Here is a 25366-nt window from a genome sequence, read left to right on the forward strand (position 1 = left end):
ATGTACCAAAATATATCCTTTAGGTGCATGAGGCATGAACCTTTACTTTATTTCTAACAAGCATCGCTCTGATTAGAAAGGATTGATGATTAGATGTCTCGTCACCTTCCGCGAAGCGGAAGGCTCGATTCCAAGAAGAATAATGTCAGTCATTCCCTAGCAAGAAAGAGTATTTCTCTGAACTTGTTCTAATTCTTGGGCTGTTGGGTTAATTGTAGATTGAGTTGTTGCACCACTATTAAAGAAGGGCTTTATTGTATGTGTCACAACAACTTGTTTTGCCTGATAAAGTAAAGATTCTTCTTGTTGCTGCAAATTCTTAATTTTATTATCAAGTAAATTAAGATTCCTTTCCGCTTCATTGATCTTTTCTTTTAATGCAGGAAGTATTTCTTGTTCAAGAGATATGATTTCTCCAGATTGTTTCGAAATGGCTGTTCTGTTTTGCTGCATTGTCGTTTTATTGCGTTCCAACTCATTATTATCACTATTGTTTTTAAAAGTATATGCTAAAGTAGCGATGAAGATACCTACAGTAATAAAACTTATTACTGCCGCAGGGGCAAAACACAGAGAGATTAACGCCATAGGCATCAGATACATTCCTAAAAATCCTCCGCCAACAGCGAGTCCAGATCCTAGGAGGCTAAATAATCCAATCTTTAATAGATAATCTCTGTAAGCGCCTCGTTCTTCAATAGTATGTTCTAACTGTTGATTTTCTTCTTCAAGAGTTTGATTTTGAGCATGGAGCTGAGGATTTGCTTTTTTTAATTGAGCTACTCTGTTTTCTTTTTGATGAAAATCTTGTACAAGTGTTTCTTTTTCACGATAAGCTAATTGATGGATTGAACTTTGTTTTTGTTTTTCAGCTTGAGTTAAAAGATAATTTTCCACAGTGCTAACAATTTGTTTTAGCGCTTCTTTTTCTTGATAGTTTAAGGTTAAGGATTGTAAAAGATATCGAAGTCGGGTTAAAAATGTTTGATAGCTCCTCTCTGTTGCTTTTTGCATTAATTGATGCTCCATTTTTTGTAGCTTTTCATGTGCATCAACAATAGATTGTTGTAATGAACGATAATTTTTTGCGGATAATTGCTTTTCGATGGTTTCATCGTATAAATGAGCTTGAGCTCGTATGGTGCGAGCTTTTGCACGATCGTTTCGTTGTCTTTGTTTTTCAGGTAGTTCTATATTTAATCTGTTTGTTATTTCTTCTATGCGTCTTTGTTGCTGCTGGCTAAGAATTCGTTTGTTTCTGAATGTTTCTTCAAGTTGTCTCAGTTTTTGAGAAAGAGTATTTTTCTGAAACTCTAATGATTCGCTCTCATGAACATGGTGTTGTGTGGATTCTGGATGAGTATGCGTATGTTGTGTGGACTCTGGGTGAGTATGCGTATGTTGCGTTGACTCTGGGTGAGTATGGGTATGTTGTGTGGATTCTGGATGAGTATGGGTATGTTGTGTGGACTCTGGGTGAGTATGGGTATGTTGTGTTGACTCTGGGTGAGTATGGGTATGTTGTGTTGATTCTGGGTGAGTATGGGTATGTTGTGTTGACTCTGGGTGAGTATGTGTATGTTGTGTGGACTCTGGGTGAGTATGGGTATGTTGTGTTGACTCTGGATGAGTATGGGTATGTTGCGTTGATTCTGGATGAGTATGTGTATGTTGTGTGGATTCTGGATGAGAGGTTAGTGCAATTTGTCGTGCAATCTCTTTGATGTAGGATTCATGACGTAATATTTCCCCTTCAATTTCATTAAGCTCGTTACCAATTAATCGTTTTTGTACTTGAGCCGAGAGTAATTCATTTTCTAATTGAGCGACTAATTCTAAATCGTTTTGGCTTTCTTGATGATCTAGCTCTTTTTCTTTCAAATCTTGTTGAATTTGTTTTTTACATGCATCTAACGTTAATTGAGTGGCAGCGTTTTGTTTATCTATGTCGAGAAGGCGGCTAAGTTCTTTTTGAATTTCAGTGGTTACACCAGATACGGGCGATAAGTGAATACAGGAATTACGTAGAGTGGCATAATCCGAATGCGCAATGTACTTATCTGTTATTTGTTCAAGTAAATGATTAATATTAAGGGTTGATAATGACATACTGAGTTCCTCCATGCAAATTTTTTGTCCATTTTATCGAAGGCTACCAAAGAGTCAATCATTAAATTTAAAAAAGATCCTGAAAAAAGATCTCGTTCTTTTTTCAGGAGTTATCAATAAAGAATTATGCATAAGGGAGAACTAATACGGTTGTTCCTACATCAATAAAGTTCTCGTTAAGCCATTTTGCGGCACCTGGGAGCACACGAATACAGCCATGGCTGGTATTGTATTTGGGGACTTCATAAGCAGCATGAATTGCGTAGCCATCATGAAAATGCATGCAATAAGGCATTTTGGCACCGCCGGCTATATGACCATCACGCGCAAGAGGATATTCATTGGATTTACAATCAGCCCCTTTTTTATTAAATACAGTGAAAGATCCAACCACAGTTCGACATGATTCATTAGAGTCTGGGCAACGATCCACTCCTCCTGAGGCACTGCCTGTCATCACTCGATTACCTTGAGCATCGTAGGCTGCCCATGCATCAGCGTTGGGATCAAAAACAAAAAGTTTTTTACCTTTTACATTCCATGTCGCAGGGAACACTTTTTGGCCTCGTGTATCATCTTGGTAGGGTGTTGTGTAATGTAATTGGCCTGCATCATCAGCGATGACATCAGGTTTGTCAGTGACACAAGAAGTTGCAAGAAGACCGATTAGGGGCGCTAGATACATAAATTTTTTCATCTAATAAATCCTTAAAACATACCGTAAAAAAAGGCTCGATTCATCGAGCCTTTTTATTCTAATCGGAAATCATTCCAAATTAAAACTATTCGTCAGTTAAGCGAAAATATTTTGTTCCAAAATATCTTTGGAGTTTCTTCCTGATTGTGCCGCGACTAATGCCAAGCATTTTAGCAGCTTGTAGTTGATTGCCACGTCGTTTTTCCATTACTGCTTGCAACAATGGAGGCTCAACCTCAGATAATATCATGTCGTATAGATCATCAATGTTTTTATTTTTATTTTCGGCAAGAAAACGAGAGACTAAATTATAGACGAGATCTTGTAGACCTTGGTCTTGTTTAATGATACTTTGGGTTGTTTCAGGTGTTTCAATGACAGTCATCTTAACTTCCTTATTAATAATTAAATCATACATTCCAGTTGCTTACATTCACAATGAAAGCAAAATTAATTGTACATGAAGGATAATTGATATTCTATATTTTTAAGAGAAAACTATGCATTTTTTTTGTGCAATTCATTCGCCACAAGATCAAACAATGAGCGATCAGATTTTTCCGAAGACAATGACTGTTTCACCTTAGTTAATTGAGTGAGCATTTTGTGGGGTTGTTCAGGATCGTTATAAAAACGGTCAATATAGCGAGTTAATTCATAAGCATTGCAATCATATTGCAAGAACTCAGGAACAATCATTCTGTTTGCTAAAAGATTGCATAAACCTAAAAATTTTACTTTGATAAACTTCATTGCTAAAACATAATTGAGCAAAGATGATTTATAAATAATACACATAGGTTTTTCTAATAACGCACATTCAAGAGAAGCGGTACCTGAGGAAACGATCACAAAATCTGCTGCAGCCATACAATTTAATGCTTGTCCTTCTACAAAGCTTATTGACAGATTAGTGCCGAGAAAATAATGCTTAATTTTTTCGGAATTAATTGTATTTGCGATAGGAATGACAAAATATAAGTTAGGATAGCGTTTTTGAAGAAGTAGGGCGGTATCACGTAAGATTGGCATATGATGTTCAATTTCATTATTACGGCTTCCTGGAAGAAGTGCAATAATCTGCCTGTCAGAAGGAAGTTTAAGTATTTCACGCTGTGTTTGAGTATCGCTGGCAGTGGAAGATACTTTTTCTACTAAAGGATGACCCACAAAATTTACTGGAACTTTTGCTTTTTCATATAAAAGTTTTTCAAACGGTAAAATAACGGCCATTTGGTCAATACATTGCTTTATAAGATGAATACGTTTGGCCTTCCATGCCCAAATTTGAGGGCTTATGTAATAAAGAATCTTAATGCCCAGTTTTCGCTTTGCATATTTTGCTAATCTTAAATTAAAACCCGGGTAGTCAACCAGAATGAGTAGATCTGGTTTTTGCTGGTTTAAATGTTTCTTTACAGCAACAAATGCCTTACGAATTACTTTAAGGTGACGAATGACTGCTGTAAGGCCTGTTACCCCAAAGCGCGCTAAATCGGAAATTAATTCTGCGCCTGCTTCTTGCATATGCTGGCCACCTATTCCACTAATTTCTACATTGGGGTAGGCGTCTTTTAATTGGCGAATCAAAACTGATGCATGAACATCACCAGATTCTTCACCTGCAATAATGACAATCCGTTTAGATTCTTGCATGGCGTTCCATCAAGTTAGCATTGATAAGTGAAGTAATTTTTTCTGCTGTTTCCAAAGCCTGAAGGCCTTCTTCGCCAGTAACTAGCGGGATACTATCCTCTTCAATACATTTGATAAATGCTTTTATTTCTTCAAATAAAGCATCTCCTTGGGCAAATTCTTTTTGCTCGTGGGTGATATCAGGAATTCCTGGGAATAACTCACCCTTACCTTTTTTAAAGACTGCAAATTTTTTATTTTGATAATCTATGGAAAGATAAGTATCTTGTTGAAAAATTCGTGTCGTGCGTTCCGTTTTAAAACTAATACGGCTTGCAGTAAGATTGGCGACACAATGGTTGGCAAAAGTAATGCGAGCATTAGCAATATCGATTGCGTTTGTCAGTACCGGGGTTCCTTGAGCAGAAATTGAAGTAATAGGACTATTAACCATATTTTGAATTAAATCAATATCATGAATCATTACATCAAGGATCACATTGACATCAGCTCCGCGTGGATTATATGGAGCTAAGCGCTGTGAGTCTATAAACAAAGGATTTTCTAAGTACTCATCTAAAGCTAATCGAGCTGAATTAAAACGCTCTAAATGTCCGACTTGCAATTTAGCGTGGTGTTTTTTGGCAAGTTGTATTAATTCAGCGGCTTGCGATAATGTTTCAGTAATTGGTTTTTCGATTAAGGTGTGTATCCCTCGTTCTAAAAAGGATTTCGCAATTTCATAATGCCTGTTAGTCGTTGCCGCAATACTTACCGCATCAACCTTGTCAAATAAATCATGATAGTTAGCATAACCGGGAACTTGTAACTCATGCGAGACTGTTTCTAATGTTTTTTGATTTAGGTCACAAACGGCAACTAATTCTGCATTAGGAAGAAGTTGATATTTTTGTGCATGAAATCTACCTAAATAACCGACACCTATGACTGCACAACGAATTTTACTCATTCTGTCTATCTGTTAATTATTTGTGCGCATGATCGCATTTCTTTGATGATAAATCAATTTTAAAAGGATATTATTAGCCTTTAAATAATAAAGAATAATGGATAACATAATGCTTGTAGCTGGTGTAGATGAAGTAGGGCGGGGGCCTTTGGCTGGGGCAGTTGTAACTGCTGCTGTTATTTTAAAAGAGCCTATAGAGGGGCTTGCGGACTCCAAAAAATTAAGCGCCAAAAAGCGAGAATTACTGTCATTACTTATTAAAGAACAAGCTATTGCCTATGCTTATGGTCGGGCGGAAGTAGATGAAATTGACACGCTTAATATTCATCATGCAACTTTATTGGCGATGCAGCGAGCAGTAGAGGCTTTACCGGTTAAACCTGATCAGGTGTTAGTAGATGGTTTACATATTCCTAAGCTAAATATTCCGTGTAAAGCAATCGTTCAAGGTGATGATTTAATTCCCGAAATTAGCGCTGCCTCTATTCTCGCTAAAGTGTGTCGTGATGCGGAAATGGTGGCATTTGATGCGATTTATCCGGGATATGGTTTTGCAGGACATAAAGGATATCCGACAGTTGCTCATCGAGAAGCATTAAAGCGACTTGGACCGAGTCAGATTCATCGAAAAAGCTTTGCACTAATCGGTGAGATTTAATTTAACATGAGGATGAGATAAGACAGCAATCATTTTCCCGACACGTTTGGACTAAAGCGATGCGTCAGCATCTCGTCTCGAAGCTTTGGTATGCTCGTGAGGCTTCGAGACAGCGCTGCGCGCTTCCTCACCCCGAACGTTCCGAGGTAATGGGCGCGTTCTAAGCCATAATTCACGTTAATTTAATTCCAACTATTAAATAAAATCTTATGTGAGCTAATAGACATCAAGATCCCAAAGCTTGCTAAAAAGGTAACCATTGCTGTTCCTCCATAACTCACCAACGGTAAGGGAATGCCAACAACAGGAATGATTCCCATGACCATGCCAATATTAACAAAACCAGACATGAAGAAGGACATAGCAAGACTTGCTGCTAATAGGCGAGTAAATGTGGTTTGGGCGTTAGATGCAATATGGAGACTACGTAGAGCAATCATGACAATAAGAGCAATAATAGCGAATCCACCAGCAAAGCCAAACTCTTCGCTACTCACAGCAAAAATAAAATCAGTGGCATGTTCTGGTAAAAAATTAAGATGAGATTGACTTCCTTCTAACCAACCTTTTCCTGCAAGCCCGCCTGAACCAATAGCAATTTTTGATTGGATAATATGATAGCCTGCACCAAGGGGATCTTGTTCCGGATCAAGCAACGTATAAACTCGTTGTTTTTGATAATCATGCATAACATGCCAAATGACTGGAATAGCTGAGCCTACCATCAGCATAAGTAATAGAATTACTTTAAAGCGAATTCCTGCTAAAAATACAACACATAATCCCGCAGCCGATACCATAATCGCAGTACCCAAATCAGGCTGCTTGGCAATTAATAATGCGGGAACACAGATGATGAGGCCTGCAATAGCAATTGCTTTAAAACTACTAGGGCGTGCTTGACGGTCAAAATACCAAGCAGCCATCATGGGCACTGCTAATTTCATGATTTCAGACGGTTGAAATCGGAATAAACCTAATTCGAGCCAGCGTTGAGCTCCTTTACCGATTTTACCCATGAGCATCACTGCAATCAATAAAGTTAATCCTACACTGTATATCCATGGCGTCCATATCTTATATTTATGTGGCGGAATAAAACCAAGTATAAGCATAATGAACGATGCAAAAATAAGCCTCATTGATTGACGTAAGATCATTCCCGTATTCGCGTTAGAGGCACTGTACAAAATCAAAAGGCCAAAACTAATCAGGACAAGTAATAAGCCTAATAAGGGGAAGTCCAGGTGTAATGATTTTGCAGTAAAACGATAAACGGGTTTACTATTGAGTCTGTTCATGTGTCTTTTTCATCGGATAAAGTTTATAATAAGTATCAAGCATCTTACGAGCAACCATTGAGGCTGCAACATCATTTTCTACCACCACTGCGATTGCAATTTCTGGTTGTTCAACCGGAGTAAAAGCAATAAACAATGAGTTGTCCCGTAACGCTTCGGGAATATCTTCATATTTTGTTTTTTCATATTGCCTACCGCTAAAAACCTGGGCTGTTCCGGTTTTCCCTGCAACAGGATAGGGTGGATTGCGGCCAAAGCGATAACCTGTACCTTCATTACTGATTAAAACATTATGCATAGCGTCTGCAACTATGTCCCAGTTTGCTTCCTCTTTGAGATAAATGGGGTATTCTTCTATGGGGTTGTATCGTTTTACCTCACCACTGTCACTATTTACAGTTTTTGTTAATAAATGGGGTCTAAACCGGCGGCCATGTTGACTCAAAGACGCTGTTGCGTTTGCCATTTGTAATGGTGTGGCTAACATAAATCCCTGTCCTATAGAGGTAATTAAGGTATCGCCAGGATACCAAGGCACACCTTTAGTTTGTTTTTTCCAGCGCAGGCTGGGAACGATACCGGAGGCTTCTTCATGAAGATCAATTTGGCTTAAATGGCCTAGACCAAATTTGACAAGCATATCCTCAATATTAGAAATACCCATTTTATTACCTAGTTGATAAAAATAAGTATCACAGGAAACAGTAATTGCTCTTTTAAAATTGATCATTCCATGACCTGTTTTTTTCCAGTCTCTATAAATATGACTGGAGTTAGGTAGTTTATATTTACCTGGATCATAGATTGTTGTCGCTGTAGTTATAAATCCTTTCTCTAGGCCTGCTAAACCAACAAAAGGCTTAATTGTTGATGCTGGGGGATAGACACCGCGAACAGCACGGTTAAACAGGGGTCTTTGTAAGGTATTAGAAAGTTTTTTATATTCCTTAGAGCTTACTCCAGTTACAAAAATATTGGGATCAAAACTAGGGGAACTTACCATCGCCAAAACTTCGCCATTTTTAGTATTTATAGCTACGGCGGCCCCACGCTTATCTTTTAATGCTTCATAAGCTGCTTGTTGTAGTCTGACATCAAGGCTTAAGTAGAGTTTTGATCCGGAATGAGGATTAATTTTATCAATTGTTCTTAGAGTACGACCACTAACATCTGTTTCTACCATTTGATATCCTACTTTGCCATGGAGAATATCCTCGTAGTATTTTTCAATGCCAGCTTTGCCAATAAAGTTTGTAGCACGGTAATTGGTAGGATCCACTGCTTTTAATTCTTGGATATTGATTCTACCTACGTAACCAAGAACATGTGCCGTTATTTCTCCTAAAGGATAGTGACGCATCAGACGAGCTTTAATACTCACACCTGGAAAATGGTATTGATTAATAGCAAAAATAGCGACTTCTTCTTGGGTTAATTTTAGTTTGATAGGTATGGGGACAAAGGAACGATTTTGTTTTCGAGTGCGCTTGAAATTTTCAATATCTTCATCAGAAATTGAAGGAATTAGTTTTTGTAGTTCAGCTAATGTATGCTCCATATTTTTTACATGTTCAGGAATAATTTCCAAAACATATACGGGTACATTTTCTGCAAGCAATACCCCATTTCTGTCAAGAATAACTCCTCTTGGTGGTGCAATCGGAATAATACTCATTTGATTTTTTAGTGAAAGTGTTTGATATTTTTTGAATTCGGAAATTTGTAGAAATGCAAGTCTTAAAACTAGGATTAAAGATAAAATAATAAGAAAAGCGACCAGCAAGTTAATTCTGAAAAGTTGATGTCGAGATTCGATTCGATAATTTTTAAATGATTGATTTCGACTCATAGCCTACAGTCAATTAAGATGGATACAAAAAATCGCATGGTAACTTAAAATGGGGCTGTTTACTATAGCTTTACTTACTTATGATACGGATGATTGTGAATAATAGACCAAGCTCTATATAATGCTTCTAATAAAATAATTCGTACTAATGGATGGGGGAGAGTGAGTTTTGACAGTGACCATTGTTCAGCACAACGTTGAAGCGTTTCTTGTGAAAGTCCTTCCGGGCCACCTATTAAAAAACAGAGATGGCTATCTGTATGTTGTAATTGGGAAATTTTAACTGCCAATTCTTCACTGCTAAATGATTTTCCCCCAATTTCTAAAGCAATAATTCGTGCATTATGTGGTAATGCTTCTTGAATCAGCGCCGATTCTTTTTCTAATATCTTGATTAAATCAGAAGATTTACTTCGACGAATTAGAGGAATTTCGATAATTTTAAGCTGGATACCGTCATTAAGCCGCTTTGCATATTCTTGAGAACCTTGGCTGACCCAAGCTGGCATTTTATTGCCTAAAGTGATGATGGTAACTTTTAGCATAATATTTTAATGCGGATCTTCCCAAAGCCCCTCAAGATTATAGTATTGTCTGTACTCAGGTTGCATAACATGAACAATAATATCACTAAAATCAATCAATACCCAATCTCCAGTCTCCAGGCCAGTACAATGCATTGCAGGAAGCCCTGAGGTCTTCATTTCTTCCATTATCTTTTGTGAGATTGCTTTGACATGACGTGATGAGCGGCCCGAAGTAATAATCATATAGTCAGTAATAGTTGTTTGTTTGCGAACGTCGATTACTTTAACGTCAATTGCTTGATTGTCATCAAGTAGATGTAATAATTTGTCTAACATTGGGTTTTGTTCTGACATATTTTTAGGTAGTTATTTATAAAAAAGCGCTGAATGATAACAGTATTTTCTCTAATTAAAAAGAGCTCTAAGAAGAAACTGGCTTTAGGTTAACAATATTAAAAGCATTTAATCTGATTTATTCAGTCAAATGGACATGCGTTAATAAAAATTTAATCACTGCAAACAAAATCAGACAACATAAAGAAGCAAGAAAAATAATACCTAGTTGTTGCGTAAATGCAGTAGCATAAAGTGTTTTTAATACAGCAATGTTCTTTTCTCCAGAAGGAATTGCGGTTAATGCTGCGAGTTTTCCTGATAAAAATCCTCCAATTCCCAAGGAAACAAAAAAGATGCCCATCATAGTGCTCACTTTATTTTTATCGGCCAAAAGCGTGATTGCAGACAATCCCACTGGTGATAACAATAACTCAGCTAATGAAAACATTAAATATGCGGGAATAATTAAAAGTGGAGAAAGTAAAGAGTTCTTATCGGTAAAATTACTGACCAACGCAATGACTGCATAAGCTAAGGTAGTAATAAATATTGCAAGCAAGAATTTTTTTCCAATGCTTAAACCACGCTCAATTAAAGTAAGTTTGATGGTTCTGCGTGATAGGACAAAACCAATAACGAGCATGCCTATGCTTTGGATGGTAACGTAATAGGGAGGGGGAAATAAAATGCCGCAGAATGTGGGCTCAACAACTCGTGAAATAAACAGAGTCAGCGACATAAACATTTGAAAATAAAAAGCCCAAAATACCACTGAAATAATACACAATAAACCAATGACCAGTGTTTGTCTTGATTGATTAGCATTTTCTTTACTTACCGCATATAAGATGTAACCTGCAGAAAATAAAACGACAAGTCCAAATATAAGATCAGCTAATTTGGGAGAGTTGAGAATATAAAATGATAAAGACCAAAGAAATATCATTAGAACAATTGCTGCTATGATTTTTTTATATTGAAAAACAAAAGGGTTGTAGTCTTTTATTTTATATTTTTGGATTCCATATAAAAAGACAGTAAAAGCAATGATCATGCCAATTGCTGCACTTGTAAAAGAACTTACCCAGCCAAAATGATCATTTAAGATACTGGGTAAAGTAGTACCTAAGATAATACCAGTGGTTATTCCCATATAAAAGATGGTAAAGCCGCTTTCACGACGAGCGCAGCCTGTAAGATATTCATTACCTAAAAGAGAGGAAATATTGGGTTTTAACAAACCAGTTCCTACGGCAATAGCAGCGAGTGACGCAGTAAGCACGGAAGGATTATCTACCAATGATAGAAGACAATAACTTATAAATAAAACAACAGCTCCAAGTAAAACCGCTCTTTTTTGGCCAATTAATTTGTCGGCTATCCAACCGCCAACGACTGGAGAGAGATAGGTTAAAGCAGTAAACGAGCCAACTAAGGCATAAACTTGTTTATCCGGCCATTTAAAATACAATGCTAAATAAAGTGCTAGAAGTGATTGAACGACATAAAAGCCGTAACGCTCCCACATTTCAGTTGCGAAAAAAATGCGTAGTGATTTTGGATGTTTTTCGTTTTGCACTTTAATAATACACTTGGTTGGATAATTTAATTATATAACATATCATTTTTTATGTTATATACAAAGTGTTTTTTTATATTACATGTTGTAAGTTAGATAATACAATTATTAAGCATTTAAAAATAACATACAGTGTTAACATCAAGATATAGATTTCTCCATCTCGATAAAAGTCTTCTTGGTTTGTCAAATAAAAATTTATTACCTCATAAGCTATATAGATGTCTATGCTCTGAAATTTCTCTAGTGTATGATGCTTCTATTTGATTTTCTATAGGGGATTTTGTATGAATGGACACACCCAAAATCGGGTAATTAGGGCTCATCGTGGGACTGAAAAGCAAGCTAAAACTTGGTTGACAGAGGCAGCACTTCGTATGCTTTGCAATAATCTTGATCCAGATGTAGCAGAAGATCCTAATTCTTTAATTGTTTATGGAGGTTTGGGGAAAGCGGCACGTAATTGGGAGTGCTTTGATAAGATTGTAAAAGTTCTTAAATCCTTAGAAGATCACCAAACTTTATTAATCCAATCAGGGAAACCAGTCGGTGTATTTACTACCCATGAAGATGCGCCGCGAGTACTCATTGCTAACTCTAATTTAGTTCCTCATTGGGCTACTTGGGAACACTTTAATGAGTTAGATAAAAAAGGGCTGATGATGTATGGACAGATGACTGCAGGCAGTTGGATTTACATTGGTTCTCAAGGTATTGTACAAGGAACTTATGAAACTTTTGTCGCTGCGGCTCGCAAGCATTATAACGGAAGTTTAGAGGGGCGCTGGATTTTAACAGGCGGCTTAGGTGGTATGGGGGGAGCACAAACTTTGGCTGGAACCATGGCAGGAGCAAGTGTTTTGGCGGTTGAATGTGATTTATCAAGAATTGAGAAACGCCTTAAAACCAAATACTTAGATCGTTATACTACAGATTTAGATGAAGCTTTAAATTGGATAAACGAATCTTGTGAGAAAAAAACTCCTTTATCTGTTGCCGTATTAGGAAATGCAGCAGAAATCTTTCCTAAGCTGGTTGAACGAGGGGTTTCTCCAGCTTTAGTTACAGATCAAACAAGCGCCCATGATCCATTAAACGGCTATCTTCCAGCAGGTTGGACTTTAGAGCATGCAGCTGAATTACGAAAAACTGACCCTGAAGAAGTTGTGGCCGCAGCTAAAAAATCGATGGCAGTTCAAGTTCATGCAATGTTGCAATTTCAAAAGAAGGGCATTCCTGTTTTCGATTATGGTAATAATATAAGGCAAATGGCTTTTGAGGCGGGAGAAAAAAATGCTTTTGCATTTGAAGGCTTTGTTCCTGCTTATATTCGACCCCTATTTTGTGAGGGAATTGGCCCTTTTAGATGGGTGGCTTTATCAGGAGATCCTGAGGATATTTATGCTACTGATGAAATGGTAAAAAGACTTATTCCAGATAATCCTCATCTGCATCATTGGTTGGATATGGCGAAAACGAAAATTTCATTTCAAGGTTTACCAGCTAGAATTTGTTGGGTTGGTTTAAAAGATCGTGCACGCTTAGCCTTAATATTTAATTCAATGGTTCGCAGTGGAGAACTTAAAGCACCGATTGTGATTGGTCGTGATCATTTGGATTCAGGTTCTGTGGCAAGTCCAAATCGTGAAACGGAACGCATGATGGATGGCAGCGATGCAGTTTCTGATTGGCCTTTACTTAATGCTTTACTCAATTGCGCCAGTGGTGCAACTTGGGTTAGCATTCACCATGGCGGGGGTGTTGGTATGGGGTTTTCACAACATGCAGGAGTTGTTATTGTGGCTGATGGAACAGAAAAAGCCGCACAGCGAATAGCGCGAGTCCTGCATAATGATCCTGCGACGGGGGTGATGCGCCATGCTGACGCAGGTTATGCGGTTGCAAAAAAATGTGCTAAAGAAAATTCACTCTGGCTCCCTATGGAAGTTTAGAAATGTTCTGCGTTGTTCCAGTCACAATTGGAAATATCAGATTTGAGAGCATGTAGTAAATATGGCTTGCAGCAGAAAACTTAAGGGGGCAGCGAGATGAACCCCAATTTTTATGGCACGATTTCCCGGGTTTCGCTTCGCTGCACCCAGGCTATATGTTTTAAAATAGCAAGGAGTTAATTGAATGGCTGAACATTTTATTCTTCAACCTGGGGCATTGACTTTACAGTCAATTAAACACGTTTTAAGGCAACAGCTGAAGTGTAGCTTAGCTGAAGATGCATTGGCGCAAATTAATGCATCACATCAGACTGTTAAAAAAGTAATTCTTGATAAAAAGACAGTATATGGCATTAATACAGGGTTTGGATCATTAGCCAATCAAACCATCTCTTCAGAAAATTTAAAACAATTACAAAAAAATATTGTGCTTTCTCATGCTTGTGGTACCGGTGAATTACTCTCCGATGAAATTGTTGCACTAATATTATTACTTAAAATAAATAACTTAGCACAAGGTTATTCAGGGGTGCGGTTAGAGCTTATTGAAACCCTGATTTCTTTATACAATCATAAGATTTACCCTTGTATCCCATCTAAAGGCTCTGTTGGGGCTTCAGGTGATTTAGCTCCTTTAGCGCATATGTCTTTACTTTTACTTGGTGTAGGAGATGTTCGTTATCAAGGGAAAAAAATAAGTGCGGTAGAAGGCTTAAAAATTGCTGGTCTAAAACCAATTGAATTAGAGGCTAAAGAGGGACTAGCTCTTCTAAATGGATTACAAGTTTCAACAGCAATTGCTTTAACTGCATTGTTTACTGCGGAAAATCTGTTTGAAACGGCATTGATTGCGGGTGCATTATCCGTTGATGCAGCAAATGGCAGTGATGTTCCTTTTGATGATCGAATCCAAAAGGTTCGAGGTCATGAAGCTCAGCGAAGGGTGGCTGCATGTTATAGAGAATTATTAGTAGGAAGCCAGATCAGAGAGTCACATCTTGATTGTTCTCGTGTACAAGATCCTTATTCGCTACGATGTCAACCACAGATTATGGGGGCGATACTTCATCAAATTCAATTTGTAAAGGAGACGTTACAGGTAGAAGTGAATGCTATTTCTGATAATCCCCTCGTTTTTAGTGAACAAGAACAAATTATTTCAGGCGGTAATTTTCATGGTGAAATTGTTGCTATGGCAGCTGATAATCTTGCTTTAGCTATAGCTGAAATTGGTTCTAATGCGGAACGTCGGATTGCATTACTTATTGATAAAAACTTTAGTAATTTACCGGCGTTTTTAATTAAAGAAAGTGGTTTAAATTCAGGTTTCATGATTGCCCATGTGACTGCTGCCGCGTGTGCGAGCGAAAACAAAGCTCTTGCTCATCCGCATTCAGTGGATAGCTTACCTACCTCAGCCAATCAAGAAGACCATGTTTCCATGGCAACAAGTGCCGCCAGACGATTACATGACATGAATGATAATACTGCAACTATTTTGGCAATTGAATTATTAGCAGCAAGTCAAGGATTAGAATTCCATAGGCCGTTAAAATCATCGCAATTATTGGAAGAAGTGCATCAACGTATACGCTCTTATGTAGACCCTTATGATAGTGATCGTTTTTTTGCGCCTGATATTGATATAGTCAAAGAGAAAACTGTAGCTGGAGAGTTCGTCACACCTTTTTTTCACTTGTGGGATATTGAGTAGGATCCAATGTGATTGTTGAAATTTATACTGATGGGGCATGTAAAGGAAATCCAGGGCCTGGAGGTTGGGGGGTGCTGCTCCGTTATAAGGGGCAGGAAAAGACCCTGCACGGTGGAGAGGCACATACTACAAATAATCGTATGGAGCTTATGGCCGCAATTAAGGGTTTGGAAGCTCTAAAACGTTCTTGTACTGTTGAGCTGTATACTGATTCTCAATATTTAAGACAAGGAATGATGGACTGGCTACCTAATTGGAAAATGAAAGGATGGCGAAATTCCAAAAAGGAACCTGTAAAGAACGCTGATCTTTGGATGTTGCTTGATGAATTGGCTTCTCGTCACCAAATAAATTGGCACTGGGTTAAAGGTCATTCAGGTCATTTGGAAAATGAGCTTGTAGACGCTTTGGCGAACCAAGCTATTGCAGAGTTAAGAGAGAATAACGCATGAGACAAGTTGTTTTAGATACAGAAACTACAGGTATTGGACATGAGCAAGGACATCGAATCATAGAAATTGGTTGTGTGGAATTAATTGAGAGAAAATTGACTGGAAATCATTTTCATGTTTATCTTAATCCCCAACGTCTTGTTGATGAAGGAGCATTTCGTGTTCATGGAATAAGTAACGAATTTTTGCAAGACAAACCTTTATTTGAAGAGGTTGCAGAGGAGTTTTGGCAGTTTATTAGTGGGGCAGAATTAATTATTCACAATGCACCTTTTGATGTCGGTTTTTTAAACTCAGAGTTACAACTTATTAACTGGAATAAGAAACTTGAAGTTTATTGTAAAATTATCGATACCTTGGTTTTAGCCAGAGAAAAATATCCAGGACAACGTAATAGCCTAGATGCCTTATGTAAACGCTATGGAATTGATCATTTTAATCGTGAATTGCATGGAGCTTTACTAGATGCCGAGATTCTAGCCTTTGTTTATTTAGCGATGACTGGTGGACAAACTAGTTTATTTGCAGAAGTTGAAGAAACCTCCATTCATGTTAATACTAAAAGCCAAGAAACAGTTGCACTTCACTTAGAAAACTCGGTGGTTTTGCCAGCAAGCTCGGAAGAGCTTGAATTGCATCAATTATTTATTGATTTTTTGCATAAAAAATCTGGAGTGAATTATTGGGAAAGTAATTAATGGCTTTTTTCTGATTCAAGAATACAATTTGCGCAGAATTCACGAGGAGCTTCTGTACTCTCACCGTGCTTGATGGTTAACATGATTAAAAGAAGAGACTTGAGTTGCTCTGTTTCTCTGATTGAACTGTTTTTTCTTTTTTTAAACCTGTTGCGGGTAAATGAGTTGATAAGTTTGCATCTAAAGAATTTTCCTTTTCTGTCATTTGCGGGTGACTTTTTTGAGGTGTTTGTTGTTGGTCTACCTTCCCATTAACCCTCTTTAAGCCTGCACCTAAGGATTTTGACATTATCTTGTAACTTTCTTGAGGTGGAGCGGTACTATCCATCATCTCAGATTGTGGAGAAAGTTTTATTGTGTCAACTCCCATAGCACCACTAATTAATGCCAAGCCTCCTCCTATTGTTGTAGCAAAAGCAACTATGCTCAATATGCCGACATCAAAAGGAGCAAGTATGCCGATGGTGCATAGACTAGCTCCGATCCCAGTTCCAAGCAACAAACCTGTTAATTGATTGTTGTTTTTTTTCTCAGGAGAGGTATCTATATCTACTTTGTTATGATTGATTTTTTTCATTTTCATAGTTCAAGAAGATCTGTGGTTTGATTGGCTTTGATGTTTATAGTTTAATCTTATTGGTTAATACAAATCCAATTAATTATTTTTATATGTCATATAATTTTTACAAATAACCGATTAAGGGAATTTGAAGTAATCCTCAAAGAATCAGGTAAATTGACACACACATTTAAATGAACGTGTGATGCACGATGAAGAATGGGCTCAGGTCTTATCCCAAGCTCACTTTATGGATAAAGATTCAGAGTCTACCTGACTCGTGCTATTGACTTAAGGAACTTGTAGTTGTCCTCGCGAAAGGGTGAACCCATGTTGATGGAAACAGCATGCTCCTATAGAAATGGGTTTCCGCTTTCGCGAAAATGACGTACCCCATTAACCCAATGGTGGTATCCCTCTAAATAATTTTCATCCAATGTTCTTTTTATTTATCATTTTGTTAGTTTTTGGGAATCAAATACTTAATCGCAAAATCTTTACCGATACATTCCCCAAGAGTTTTTCCCCAAGTAGCAGTGGTCTCATCATTGAGTTTATCGGGAATCTTTGTATAGAGCTCTTGTTGACATTTACTGACACTTTCAGGAATTGCAGTCAGACATTGCTCGTGAGTCATTTTGATATCATCAAGTCGTTTTTTCAACTGAGCATCATTTTCGAATCCTTTACAAATAAGATCAGGTAGTAAAGGCGTAATTGATTTGAACCATTCATCTTTTGTAATACTTGGAGAAGTGCTAGATGTACTCGTGCTTGTAGTGTCAGTGCTTGTAGTGCTAGCTGTGCTAGGACTATCAGCTTGTGCCGTGTACGGTATAATGGTGCAACTCATAAAAATTGCTGTTACTGCAGGTATAAGACTACGCATGATTGAATCCTTTTAAAGTTGCTCAATTAATATAGTAGAACAATTATTGCTTGATTGTACAAAAAAATCTTGTTTTGATTAAAATTTAATCTAAAATATAAAGTGAAGATGAATAGTAATTAGGGAATAATTATGGAAAAACAAAATCCTATTTTATCGTCGTTAGCTTATCTCTTATTTCTTCCACTATTGTATTTCCTTTGTTTGTCTCCTGCTGAGGCGAATACTTTTGTTTTCAATCCAAATACGCTTTCGTGGAAAGCCATTAACTCACAAGGCAAGGTAGTTCGCACAGGAAGAGCTTCGGGAGGTAGGCGATACTGTCCAGATATACATCGAAGTTGTAAAACTCCCTCGGGTGTTTTCGCAGTTTTGAGCAAAGGTGGTCCAGGATGCGTTTCCAGTCGATATCCCGTAGGTAAAGGTGGAGCTCCTATGCCTTATTGCATGTATTTTACTAAGAATTATGCGATACATGGTTCCTATGAAGTACCTCATTACAACGCCAGTCATGGATGTATACGTTTGCTCCCTAGTGATGCGAAGTGGCTAAGTAATAATTTTATTAAAATAGGAACTAAGGTAATTGTTTATTCTTATTGATCCTAATCTTGTTCTAGTAAAACAGAATTTAATTTTCTGTTTTATTAGCAAGATGTTTTTTATTCTTCCTCATCAATGCTAAATGAGGAGCCACACCCACAAGTAGTTTTAGCATTTGGATTGCGGATAACAAATTGTTCGCCTTGAATTCCTTGAGTATAATCAATTTCAGCATCATGCAAATATTGATAGCTCATTGAATCAATAAGAAGTTTTACAGAGGATATTCCGTCTGAGCACTGTTGAACTATTACTGTATCATCTTCATTAATCTCTTCATCGAAACTAAATCCATATTGAAATCCGGAGCAGCCTCCGCCTGTAATAGAAATACGAAGATTCAAGTTAAAATTATTTTCTTCTTTAATCAGTTCAGCTACTTTATCTGCCGCACTAATAGAAAATCGAATGTCACTGATCATAGGGGATATATTTATAGCAGCCATTTTAACTCCCGTTGTATTCATATAATTATAATCTAACTATCCTAAATTTAGAATTATCTAATAATGTGTTCAATAGTAGCGCCACCTAGGCACTGGTTTTTATCATAAAAAACGATATATTGTCCTGGAGTAACAGCACGTTGCGGATTTGAAAACATCACGTAATGTTGATTTCCATCTTCAGGAGAAATCATGCATCCTTGCTCTGCTTGCCTATATCTTGTTTTTGCATAACACGTAAGTGGTAATTTATCCTTACAATCGGCTAACCAATGAATCGGGCCACATACAAGACCATGCGCATAAAGCATTGGATGTTGACTTCCTTGAGCTACATATAAGGTATTAGTATTTATATCTTTATCGACAACATACCAAGGATCATCTGTTGTGTTTTGTAAACCACCAATACCTAATCCTTGTCTTTGTCCTATAGTATAAAACATTAATCCATCATGTTTCCCTAATATCTTTCCTTCGGTACTTTTGATTTCTCCTGGCCGAGCCAAGATGAACTCTTGTAAGAAGGACTTAAATCGTTTTTCACCAATAAAACAAATACCTGTTGAATCTTTCTTCGCGTGCGTGACTAATCCTAACTTTTGGGCAAACTCTCTAATTTCAGGTTTTGTGTAATCACCAATGGGAAATAAAGTTTTTGCCAGAGCTCTAGGATCTACTGCGTGAAGAAAGTAAGTTTGATCTTTATCTCTATCTTTTGCTTTGAATAAAAAGCCAGCATCTCCATTGATTACGTTTTTAGCATAATGTCCGGTTGCAATATAATCAGCACCAAGGGTTAAAGCATGGTCTAAAAAAGCTTTGAATTTTATTTCTTTATTACAGAGTACGTCAGGATTGGGGGTTCTTCCCTTTTCATATTCACTCAAAAAATAAGTAAATACATTTTGCCAATATTCTTTAGAAAAATTAACAGTATGTAGCGGAATTCGCAATTGATTACATACCGCTTGAGCATCAGCAAGATCTTGGGTTGCGGGACAAAATCCATCTTTATCATCTTGTTCCCAGTTTTTCATAAACAAGCCTTCGACTTGATAGCCTGCTTCTTGTAATAACCATGCTGCAACTGAAGAATCAACTCCTCCAGACATTCCAATAATAACTTTAGCTTTCATAAAATTGAGATACCGCTTAATATTAAAAAGTGAAAAAACTTAATTTTAGTAAATTTAGATTCATATAGTAGAGTTTAACTGCTTTTTCACCGTTAAAGCAAAAAATATAACATTCTAGGATAAGATAATAATGCTTCACTTACAAGAAATGGTCAAACAAGGCTCGCAAAATAGAACAATAATGCTCAGTGAACGTTTACCGAATTTTATAACTGCTCCGTGCCATTTGCATGTGACTTATCAGGTTGAGGCTAAGGAGGATTTTTACCTCATTTATCTTCACGTTACAGGTGAGTTATCTCTTCAATGTCAGCGTTGCCTAGACGAATTTAATTTTCCATATGATAATAGCACCGTGGTTGCTGTATGTCGTAATGATGAACGTGCAGAACAGATACTTGAACATTATGAATGTATTGTTTCTGCTAATTTACAAATAAGTTTAGAAGATATACTTGTTGACGAATTACATCTTTATGCACCACAATTTCATGCGGAAATGAGTGATTGCAGCAGTGAAATAAATCAAATTTTGATGGGAACAAAGTGAATTTTATTGAAATTTTATCGAATTAACACTAATATTCACGCTCTATGAATGCAAATTGTTTAGGAGTAATACAATGGCTGTACAGCAAAATAAAAAATCACGCTCACGTCGTGATATGCGTCGTTCACATGATGCATTGACTAAGCCAACACTTTCTGTTGATGCAACTACCGGTGAAACACATCGTCGTCATCATATGACAGAAGATGGTTATTATCGTGGTAGAAAAGTTATTGATACTGATACCGTATACGAACAAGAGTAATTTTCTTGAAAAATATCACCATTGCCATTGATGCGATGGGTGGGGATCATGGGTTGAGTGTAGTGATTCCTGCCTGTGTTCGCGCGGCGAAAAATAATCCTGAATTGAAGCTGATACTTGTTGGAGTTCACGATAAGGTCCACGCTTTTTTAAAAAAATATGGTGTATCATCCTCAGATCAATTTTCCATAGTTCATGCCTCAGAAGTAGTAACTATGGATGAATTGCCTTCGCATGCCTTGCGCAATAAAAAAGACTCTTCTATGAGAGTGGCAATTAATTTAGTGAAAGAAGGCATGGCTCAAGCCTGTGTTAGTGCTGGAAATACTGGCGCCTTAATGGCTACAGCACGTTTTGTTCTTAAGACACTCCCAGGCATTGATAGGCCTGCGATTGTTTCTGAATTACCAACAAAAACTGGTAGAACCTGGGTTATTGATCTAGGTGCTAATGTGGATTCTTGTGCAGAGCATTTGTTTCAGTTCGCAGTTATGGGATCTGCATTGGTACAAGCAGTTGCCAATAAACCTAAACCTAAAATCGCCTTATTGAATATTGGCGTAGAAGAAATGAAAGGAAATGATCAAGTCAAACGTACCGCACACATGCTTGCTGAATGTTCAGTAATGAATTATGTGGGCTATGTTGAGGGCGATCATTTTTATACCGGAGAAGTGGATTTAGTAGTTTGTGATGGTTTTGTGGGTAATGTTGCTTTAAAAGCTAGTGAAGGCCTTGCAAAGCTTTTTGTGAGTTTGCTCATGGAATCATTTAATAAAAACTGGTATACCAAGCTTTCCGCATTAATTGCACGCCCGGCATTAAGGCATCTTAAGAGACGGTTCGATCCTTCTAGCTATAATGGAGCGAGTATGCTCGGTTTAAATGGTATTGTAGTTAAAAGTCATGGTGGGGCGAATGAACTTGGGTTTCAACATGCTATAGAGCAAGCAATTCTTGAAGTAAAAAATAATGTGATTGATTTAGTGCGTGCTCAAATAAATGATTTTATAAATCAAGGGTTGCTGTTATGAAGAATGCTGTAATTAGTGGTACTGGAAGTTATATTCCCGAGAAACAACTGACTAATTTTGAACTAGAGTCAAAGTTAGATACCACTGATGAATGGATTGTCACCAGAACAGGCATAAGCAGTCGTAGTATTGCGCAATCTTATGAAACTACATCATATATGGCAGCACAAGCTGCTGAACAAGCATTGAATGCATCAGGTTTAGATGCTAATGAAATTGATTTAATAGTAGTTGCTACCTGTACTCCAGATCATTTTTTTCCTGGGGTAGCATGCTATGTACAGCATGCTTTAAAAATTAAAAAACCCATACCTGCATTTGATGTGGGTGCCGCCTGTAGTGGTTTTGTGTATGTGATGGATATTGCTAAACAATACATTATGAGTGGTGTAGCTAAACATATTCTTGTTATCGGTAGTGAAAGCATGTCTCGGGCAGTGGATTGGACTGACCGAGCAACTTGTGTTCTTTTCGGTGATGGTGCAGGTGCGGTAGTTTTAAGCGCAAGTGATCGACAAGGTATTGTAGGAAGCGTACTGCATGCCTCTTACGATGCTGAAAAATTATTAAACTTGAGTAATGGAACGTTTGATACTCAGCGAGCTATGATAAGTATGCGTGGCAATGAGGTTTTTAAAGTTGCGGTCAAATATATGGGGGATGTTGTTGACGAGGTTTTAGAAGCGAGTCAATTGACCAAATCAGACATTCAATGGTTAATTCCACATCAAGCAAATATGCGTATTATTCAAGCTATAGCTAAGAAGTTAGACCTGCCTATGTCTCGAGTGATTGTTACAATAGGCAGTCAAGGTAATACCTCGGCTGCTTCCATTCCTTTGGCTCTAGATCATTCTATTAGGACCAATCAGATAAAGCGAGATGAGCTATTATTGATTGAGTCTTTTGGTGGCGGAATGACTTGGGGAGCTATGGTTATTCGTTATTAATTAATTGTAAATTTAAATTAAAATCTAGTTCGGAGCTATTTTTAACATGGTAAAAACGGCGTTTGTATTTCCTGGGCAAGGATCACAATCAATAGGGATGTTGGCTGACTTTGAGTTGCAATATTCTATTGTTGTTAAGACTTTTGCTGAAGCATCCGAGGCTGTCGGCTATGACTTATGGAAACTCATACAACATGGACCTGAAGAAAAACTTAATCAAACAGAACATACTCAAGTTGCAATGCTTGTAGCAGATGTTGCTATCCACAGGCTACTGATGCAACAAGATATTGTTCAACCATGCATTATAGCTGGCCATAGCTTAGGTGAATATGCTGCATTAGTTTGTGCTGATGCTTTATCATTGTTTGATGCTGCTTGTTTAGTCAGTCGTAGAGGACAAGTAATGCAAAATGCAGTGCCCTTAGGTGTAGGAGCCATGGCTGCTCTTGTTGGTTTAACTGATGAGCAAGTAAAAAATTTATGTGATCAAGCAAGTCGAACAAATGAAGTGGTTACTCCGGCAAACTATAATGCAATTGGGCAAGTGGTTGTTGCTGGTCATACTCCCGCAGTGACACGAATTTTGGGGTTAGCTGAAGATTCTGGAGCGCGATTAGCTAAAATAATTCCTGTAAGTGTACCATGCCACTGTCCTTTATTATTTGATGCGGCGGAGGTTTTTGGTGAGTATTTAGCTAAAATCGAATTCAAAAAACCAAAAATTGATGTGGTTAGTAATGTGGATTTAAGTATCTATCATTCAGCAGAACATATACGTAAAAAACTGCAAGAACAATTATATAGTCCTGTACGATGGGTTGAGACAATACAATTTTTTAAACAAAATGGGATAGAAATCATCCTTGAATGTGGGCCTGGAAAAGTGCTTAGTGGGTTAATTAAACGAATAGATAGAAGCTTAAATACTATTAGTGTTTACGATACCATTAGCCTTGAACAAGTTGAGGAACAATTCGCATAAATGGCAAAACTCTTGAAAAAGTTGAGCTTTGTCAACAAAATGTAATAAATTACTTAACACGTTATGTTTCTCAGGCATGCATGAGCATTGGCAGAGCTGGGTGTTAAAACAAACATTTTCTATTAGAGGAAACTAAATGATCAATTTAGAGGGAAAAATTGCCTTAGTTACGGGAGCAAGCCGAGGAATAGGTCAAGCAATAGCTTCAAAGTTAGCACAACAAGGAGCTTTGGTTTTTGGCACAGCAACCACAGAACAAGGTGCTCAATCAATCAATGCTCATTTTGAGAAGGAAAAGTTATCTGGAAAAGGCCTGGTGCTTGATGTAACTAATTCAGAGCAAATAGAAGAGATGATTGGGAAGTTGAGTCATGAAAACCAAGCTCCTTCAATATTAGTGAATAATGCTGGAATCACCTCTGATAATTTATTGTTACGTATGGATGATGATGAATGGTATAAAGTCATTGAAACCAATTTGAACTCTATCTATAAGATGACTAAAATTTGCATAAAGTCGATGTTTAGAGCACGATGGGGACGAATTATTTCCATTGGCTCAGTTGTTGGTTCAAGTGGCAATTCAGGCCAAGTCAATTATACTGCTGCCAAAGCAGGTGTCGTTGGTTTTAGTAAATCCCTAGCACAAGAATTAGGAAGCCGAGGAATTACTGTGAATGTTGTTGCACCTGGTTTTATTGATACTGATATGACTGCTTCATTACCCGATATGGTTAAAGAAGAAATGTTAAAAAGAATCCCTATGCGTAAGCTTGGGGAACCATCTGATATCGCTGAGGCCGTTGCTTTTCTAGCATCAGAAAGTGCTAAATATATCACAGGTGAAACAATTCATGTCAATGGTGGCATGTATATGAATTAATGCACTTGCGTTATCTGTATAAATGAATAAACTATACCACTTCCATTTAACTTTGACTGTTTTTGTTGGATTAGCTGCTAAATTTAAATACTGATAAATAAGTTAATGCACTAATGCACTAATGCTCTTGCCAAGCAGTTAAAGTTAAGTGGAAGTAGTATGATAAAATACCTATAGTTTTTATATTTCTATCAACCGAAAGAGGAAAATCAAGTTATGAGTACAGTTGAAGAGCGTGTTCGCAAAATTGTTGTTGAACAACTGGGTGTTAAGGAAGAGGAATTAAAGAATGATGCATCATTTGTTGATGATTTAGGTGCTGATTCTTTAGATACTGTGGAATTGGTTATGGCTCTTGAAGAAGAATTTGAAACAGAAATTCCTGATGAAAAAGCTGAAAAAATTACCACAATTCAAGAAGCAATTGATTATATTGAATCTAATTTAAATAAAGAAGAAGCATAATTTTTGTAATAACTCAGATCTCCTATGTCAATTTTTGCTCGAACGGTAGGATTTGAGTACATGTTGTGAGGAAGTTTTTCTAAGTAAGCGTAGCATACAAATTATGATATGAGCATGGCTT

Annotated in this window: 27 protein-coding genes; 13 read left to right on the top strand and 14 right to left on the bottom strand. The window is 37.3% G+C overall.

Annotated features, from left to right (window positions below; all coding sequences use genetic code 11):
- Positions 1-156: 156 nt before the first annotated feature.
- The 5 genes from DYH34_RS07875 to DYH34_RS07895 all read right to left on the bottom strand — a co-directional run bounded on the left by DYH34_RS07875 (position 157) and on the right by DYH34_RS07895 (position 5411).
- A complete protein-coding gene (locus DYH34_RS07875; RefSeq protein ID WP_058463622.1) occupies positions 157-2109 on the bottom strand; it encodes a hypothetical protein in 1953 nt (650 codons plus the stop codon).
- A 124-nt stretch (positions 2110-2233) separates the two neighbouring features.
- Positions 2234-2806, bottom strand: coding sequence for a L,D-transpeptidase (locus DYH34_RS07880; protein WP_058463621.1), 573 nt, complete (start codon positions 2804-2806; stop codon positions 2234-2236).
- Positions 2807-2891: 85 nt separating this feature from the next.
- Positions 2892-3191, bottom strand: coding sequence for a helix-turn-helix domain-containing protein (locus tag DYH34_RS07885; protein WP_027269723.1), 300 nt, complete (start codon positions 3189-3191; stop codon positions 2892-2894).
- 113 nt (positions 3192-3304) lie between these two features.
- Entirely contained in the window at positions 3305-4462 is a 1158-nt protein-coding gene (gene lpxB, locus DYH34_RS07890) for a lipid-A-disaccharide synthase (protein WP_058463620.1), read from the bottom strand.
- The gene (locus DYH34_RS07895; RefSeq protein ID WP_058463619.1) at positions 4449-5411 is read right to left on the bottom strand and encodes a Gfo/Idh/MocA family protein; all 963 of its coding nucleotides are present in this window, start codon (positions 5409-5411) and stop codon (positions 4449-4451) included. Before DYH34_RS07895 ends, lpxB begins: the two co-directional genes overlap by 14 nt.
- A 109-nt stretch (positions 5412-5520) precedes the next feature.
- Here DYH34_RS07895 and rnhB point away from each other — a divergent pair, with 109 nt between their 5' ends.
- Positions 5521-6069 (top strand): ribonuclease HII, encoded by a 549-nt coding sequence (gene rnhB, locus DYH34_RS07900; protein WP_058463618.1) that lies wholly within the window; start codon positions 5521-5523, stop codon positions 6067-6069.
- Positions 6070-6251: 182 nt separating this feature from the next.
- On the opposite strand, the gene rodA is transcribed toward rnhB, so the two are convergent.
- The 5 genes from rodA to DYH34_RS07925 all read right to left on the bottom strand — a co-directional run bounded on the left by rodA (position 6252) and on the right by DYH34_RS07925 (position 11661).
- Positions 6252-7370, bottom strand: coding sequence for a rod shape-determining protein RodA (rodA, locus tag DYH34_RS07905; protein WP_058463617.1), 1119 nt, complete (start codon positions 7368-7370; stop codon positions 6252-6254).
- Positions 7354-9219 carry a penicillin-binding protein 2 gene (mrdA, locus tag DYH34_RS07910; RefSeq protein ID WP_058463616.1) on the bottom strand — a complete coding sequence of 622 codons (1866 nt, stop codon included), beginning with the start codon at positions 9217-9219 and terminating at the stop codon, positions 7354-7356. The genes rodA and mrdA overlap by 17 nt, the downstream gene beginning before the upstream one ends.
- Positions 9220-9293: 74 nt before the next feature.
- Positions 9294-9764 (bottom strand): 23S rRNA (pseudouridine(1915)-N(3))-methyltransferase RlmH, encoded by a 471-nt coding sequence (rlmH, locus tag DYH34_RS07915; RefSeq protein WP_058463615.1) that lies wholly within the window; start codon positions 9762-9764, stop codon positions 9294-9296.
- A 6-nt stretch (positions 9765-9770) separates the two neighbouring features.
- Positions 9771-10100 (bottom strand): ribosome silencing factor, encoded by a 330-nt coding sequence (gene rsfS / locus DYH34_RS07920; protein WP_058463614.1) that lies wholly within the window; start codon positions 10098-10100, stop codon positions 9771-9773.
- A gap of 118 nt (positions 10101-10218) precedes the next feature.
- A complete protein-coding gene (locus DYH34_RS07925) occupies positions 10219-11661 on the bottom strand; it encodes a peptide MFS transporter (RefSeq protein ID WP_083502698.1) in 1443 nt (480 codons plus the stop codon).
- A 287-nt stretch (positions 11662-11948) separates the two neighbouring features.
- On the opposite strand from DYH34_RS07925, the gene hutU reads away from it, so the two are divergent.
- From hutU to dnaQ, 4 genes are all read left to right on the top strand, one after another.
- Complete coding sequence (hutU, locus tag DYH34_RS07930) at positions 11949-13613, top strand: urocanate hydratase (protein WP_058463613.1); 1665 nt, start codon at positions 11949-11951, stop codon at positions 13611-13613.
- A gap of 184 nt (positions 13614-13797) precedes the next feature.
- Complete coding sequence (gene hutH / locus DYH34_RS07935) at positions 13798-15327, top strand: histidine ammonia-lyase (RefSeq protein ID WP_058463612.1); 1530 nt, start codon at positions 13798-13800, stop codon at positions 15325-15327.
- An 8-nt stretch (positions 15328-15335) separates the two neighbouring features.
- A complete protein-coding gene (rnhA, locus tag DYH34_RS07940) occupies positions 15336-15779 on the top strand; it encodes a ribonuclease HI (RefSeq protein ID WP_058463611.1) in 444 nt (147 codons plus the stop codon).
- A complete protein-coding gene (dnaQ, locus tag DYH34_RS07945; RefSeq protein WP_058463610.1) occupies positions 15776-16477 on the top strand; it encodes a DNA polymerase III subunit epsilon in 702 nt (233 codons plus the stop codon). Before rnhA ends, dnaQ begins: the two co-directional genes overlap by 4 nt.
- Positions 16478-16562: 85 nt before the next feature.
- Here the strand turns inward: dnaQ and DYH34_RS07950 are convergent, their stop codons facing one another.
- Positions 16563-17054 (bottom strand): hypothetical protein, encoded by a 492-nt coding sequence (locus DYH34_RS07950; RefSeq protein WP_058463609.1) that lies wholly within the window; start codon positions 17052-17054, stop codon positions 16563-16565.
- Between the two features lie 442 nt (positions 17055-17496).
- Positions 17497-17925 (bottom strand): hypothetical protein, encoded by a 429-nt coding sequence (locus DYH34_RS07955; protein ID WP_058463608.1) that lies wholly within the window; start codon positions 17923-17925, stop codon positions 17497-17499.
- Between the two features lie 132 nt (positions 17926-18057).
- Here DYH34_RS07955 and DYH34_RS07960 point away from each other — a divergent pair, with 132 nt between their 5' ends.
- Positions 18058-18528 carry a L,D-transpeptidase gene (locus tag DYH34_RS07960; RefSeq protein ID WP_058463607.1) on the top strand — a complete coding sequence of 157 codons (471 nt, stop codon included), beginning with the start codon at positions 18058-18060 and terminating at the stop codon, positions 18526-18528.
- Positions 18529-18587: 59 nt separating this feature from the next.
- On the opposite strand, the gene erpA is transcribed toward DYH34_RS07960, so the two are convergent.
- Together erpA and mnmA are read right to left on the bottom strand one after the other, a co-directional pair.
- A complete protein-coding gene (gene erpA, locus DYH34_RS07965; RefSeq protein ID WP_058463767.1) occupies positions 18588-18974 on the bottom strand; it encodes an iron-sulfur cluster insertion protein ErpA in 387 nt (128 codons plus the stop codon).
- Between the two features lie 53 nt (positions 18975-19027).
- Positions 19028-20113, bottom strand: coding sequence for a tRNA 2-thiouridine(34) synthase MnmA (mnmA, locus tag DYH34_RS07970; protein ID WP_058463606.1), 1086 nt, complete (start codon positions 20111-20113; stop codon positions 19028-19030).
- Between the two features lie 130 nt (positions 20114-20243).
- Between mnmA and DYH34_RS07975 the strand changes: the two genes are divergently transcribed.
- The 7 genes from DYH34_RS07975 (at position 20244) to acpP (ending at position 25245) form a co-directional block, all read left to right on the top strand.
- The gene (locus tag DYH34_RS07975; RefSeq protein WP_058463605.1) at positions 20244-20663 is read left to right on the top strand and encodes a YceD family protein; all 420 of its coding nucleotides are present in this window, start codon (positions 20244-20246) and stop codon (positions 20661-20663) included.
- 73 nt (positions 20664-20736) lie between these two features.
- Positions 20737-20928, top strand: coding sequence for a 50S ribosomal protein L32 (gene rpmF, locus DYH34_RS07980; protein ID WP_058463604.1), 192 nt, complete (start codon positions 20737-20739; stop codon positions 20926-20928).
- Positions 20929-20933: 5 nt separating this feature from the next.
- On the top strand, positions 20934-21962 hold the full coding sequence (plsX, locus tag DYH34_RS07985; RefSeq protein WP_058463603.1) for a phosphate acyltransferase PlsX: 1029 nt from the start codon (positions 20934-20936) through the stop codon (positions 21960-21962).
- Positions 21959-22912, top strand: coding sequence for a beta-ketoacyl-ACP synthase III (locus DYH34_RS07990; protein WP_058463602.1), 954 nt, complete (start codon positions 21959-21961; stop codon positions 22910-22912). Before plsX ends, DYH34_RS07990 begins: the two co-directional genes overlap by 4 nt.
- A gap of 46 nt (positions 22913-22958) precedes the next feature.
- Positions 22959-23897, top strand: coding sequence for an ACP S-malonyltransferase (fabD, locus tag DYH34_RS07995; protein ID WP_058463601.1), 939 nt, complete (start codon positions 22959-22961; stop codon positions 23895-23897).
- A gap of 136 nt (positions 23898-24033) precedes the next feature.
- Positions 24034-24780, top strand: a complete 747-nt coding sequence (gene fabG, locus DYH34_RS08000) for a 3-oxoacyl-ACP reductase FabG (protein ID WP_058463600.1) — start codon at positions 24034-24036, stop codon at positions 24778-24780.
- 216 nt (positions 24781-24996) lie between these two features.
- Positions 24997-25245 carry an acyl carrier protein gene (gene acpP / locus DYH34_RS08005; RefSeq protein ID WP_003631752.1) on the top strand — a complete coding sequence of 83 codons (249 nt, stop codon included), beginning with the start codon at positions 24997-24999 and terminating at the stop codon, positions 25243-25245.
- Positions 25246-25366: the final 121 nt, after the last annotated feature.

Origin of the sequence: Legionella cincinnatiensis (assembly GCF_900452415.1) — a bacterium.
Taxonomy (GTDB): Bacteria; Pseudomonadota; Gammaproteobacteria; order Legionellales; family Legionellaceae; genus Legionella; species Legionella cincinnatiensis.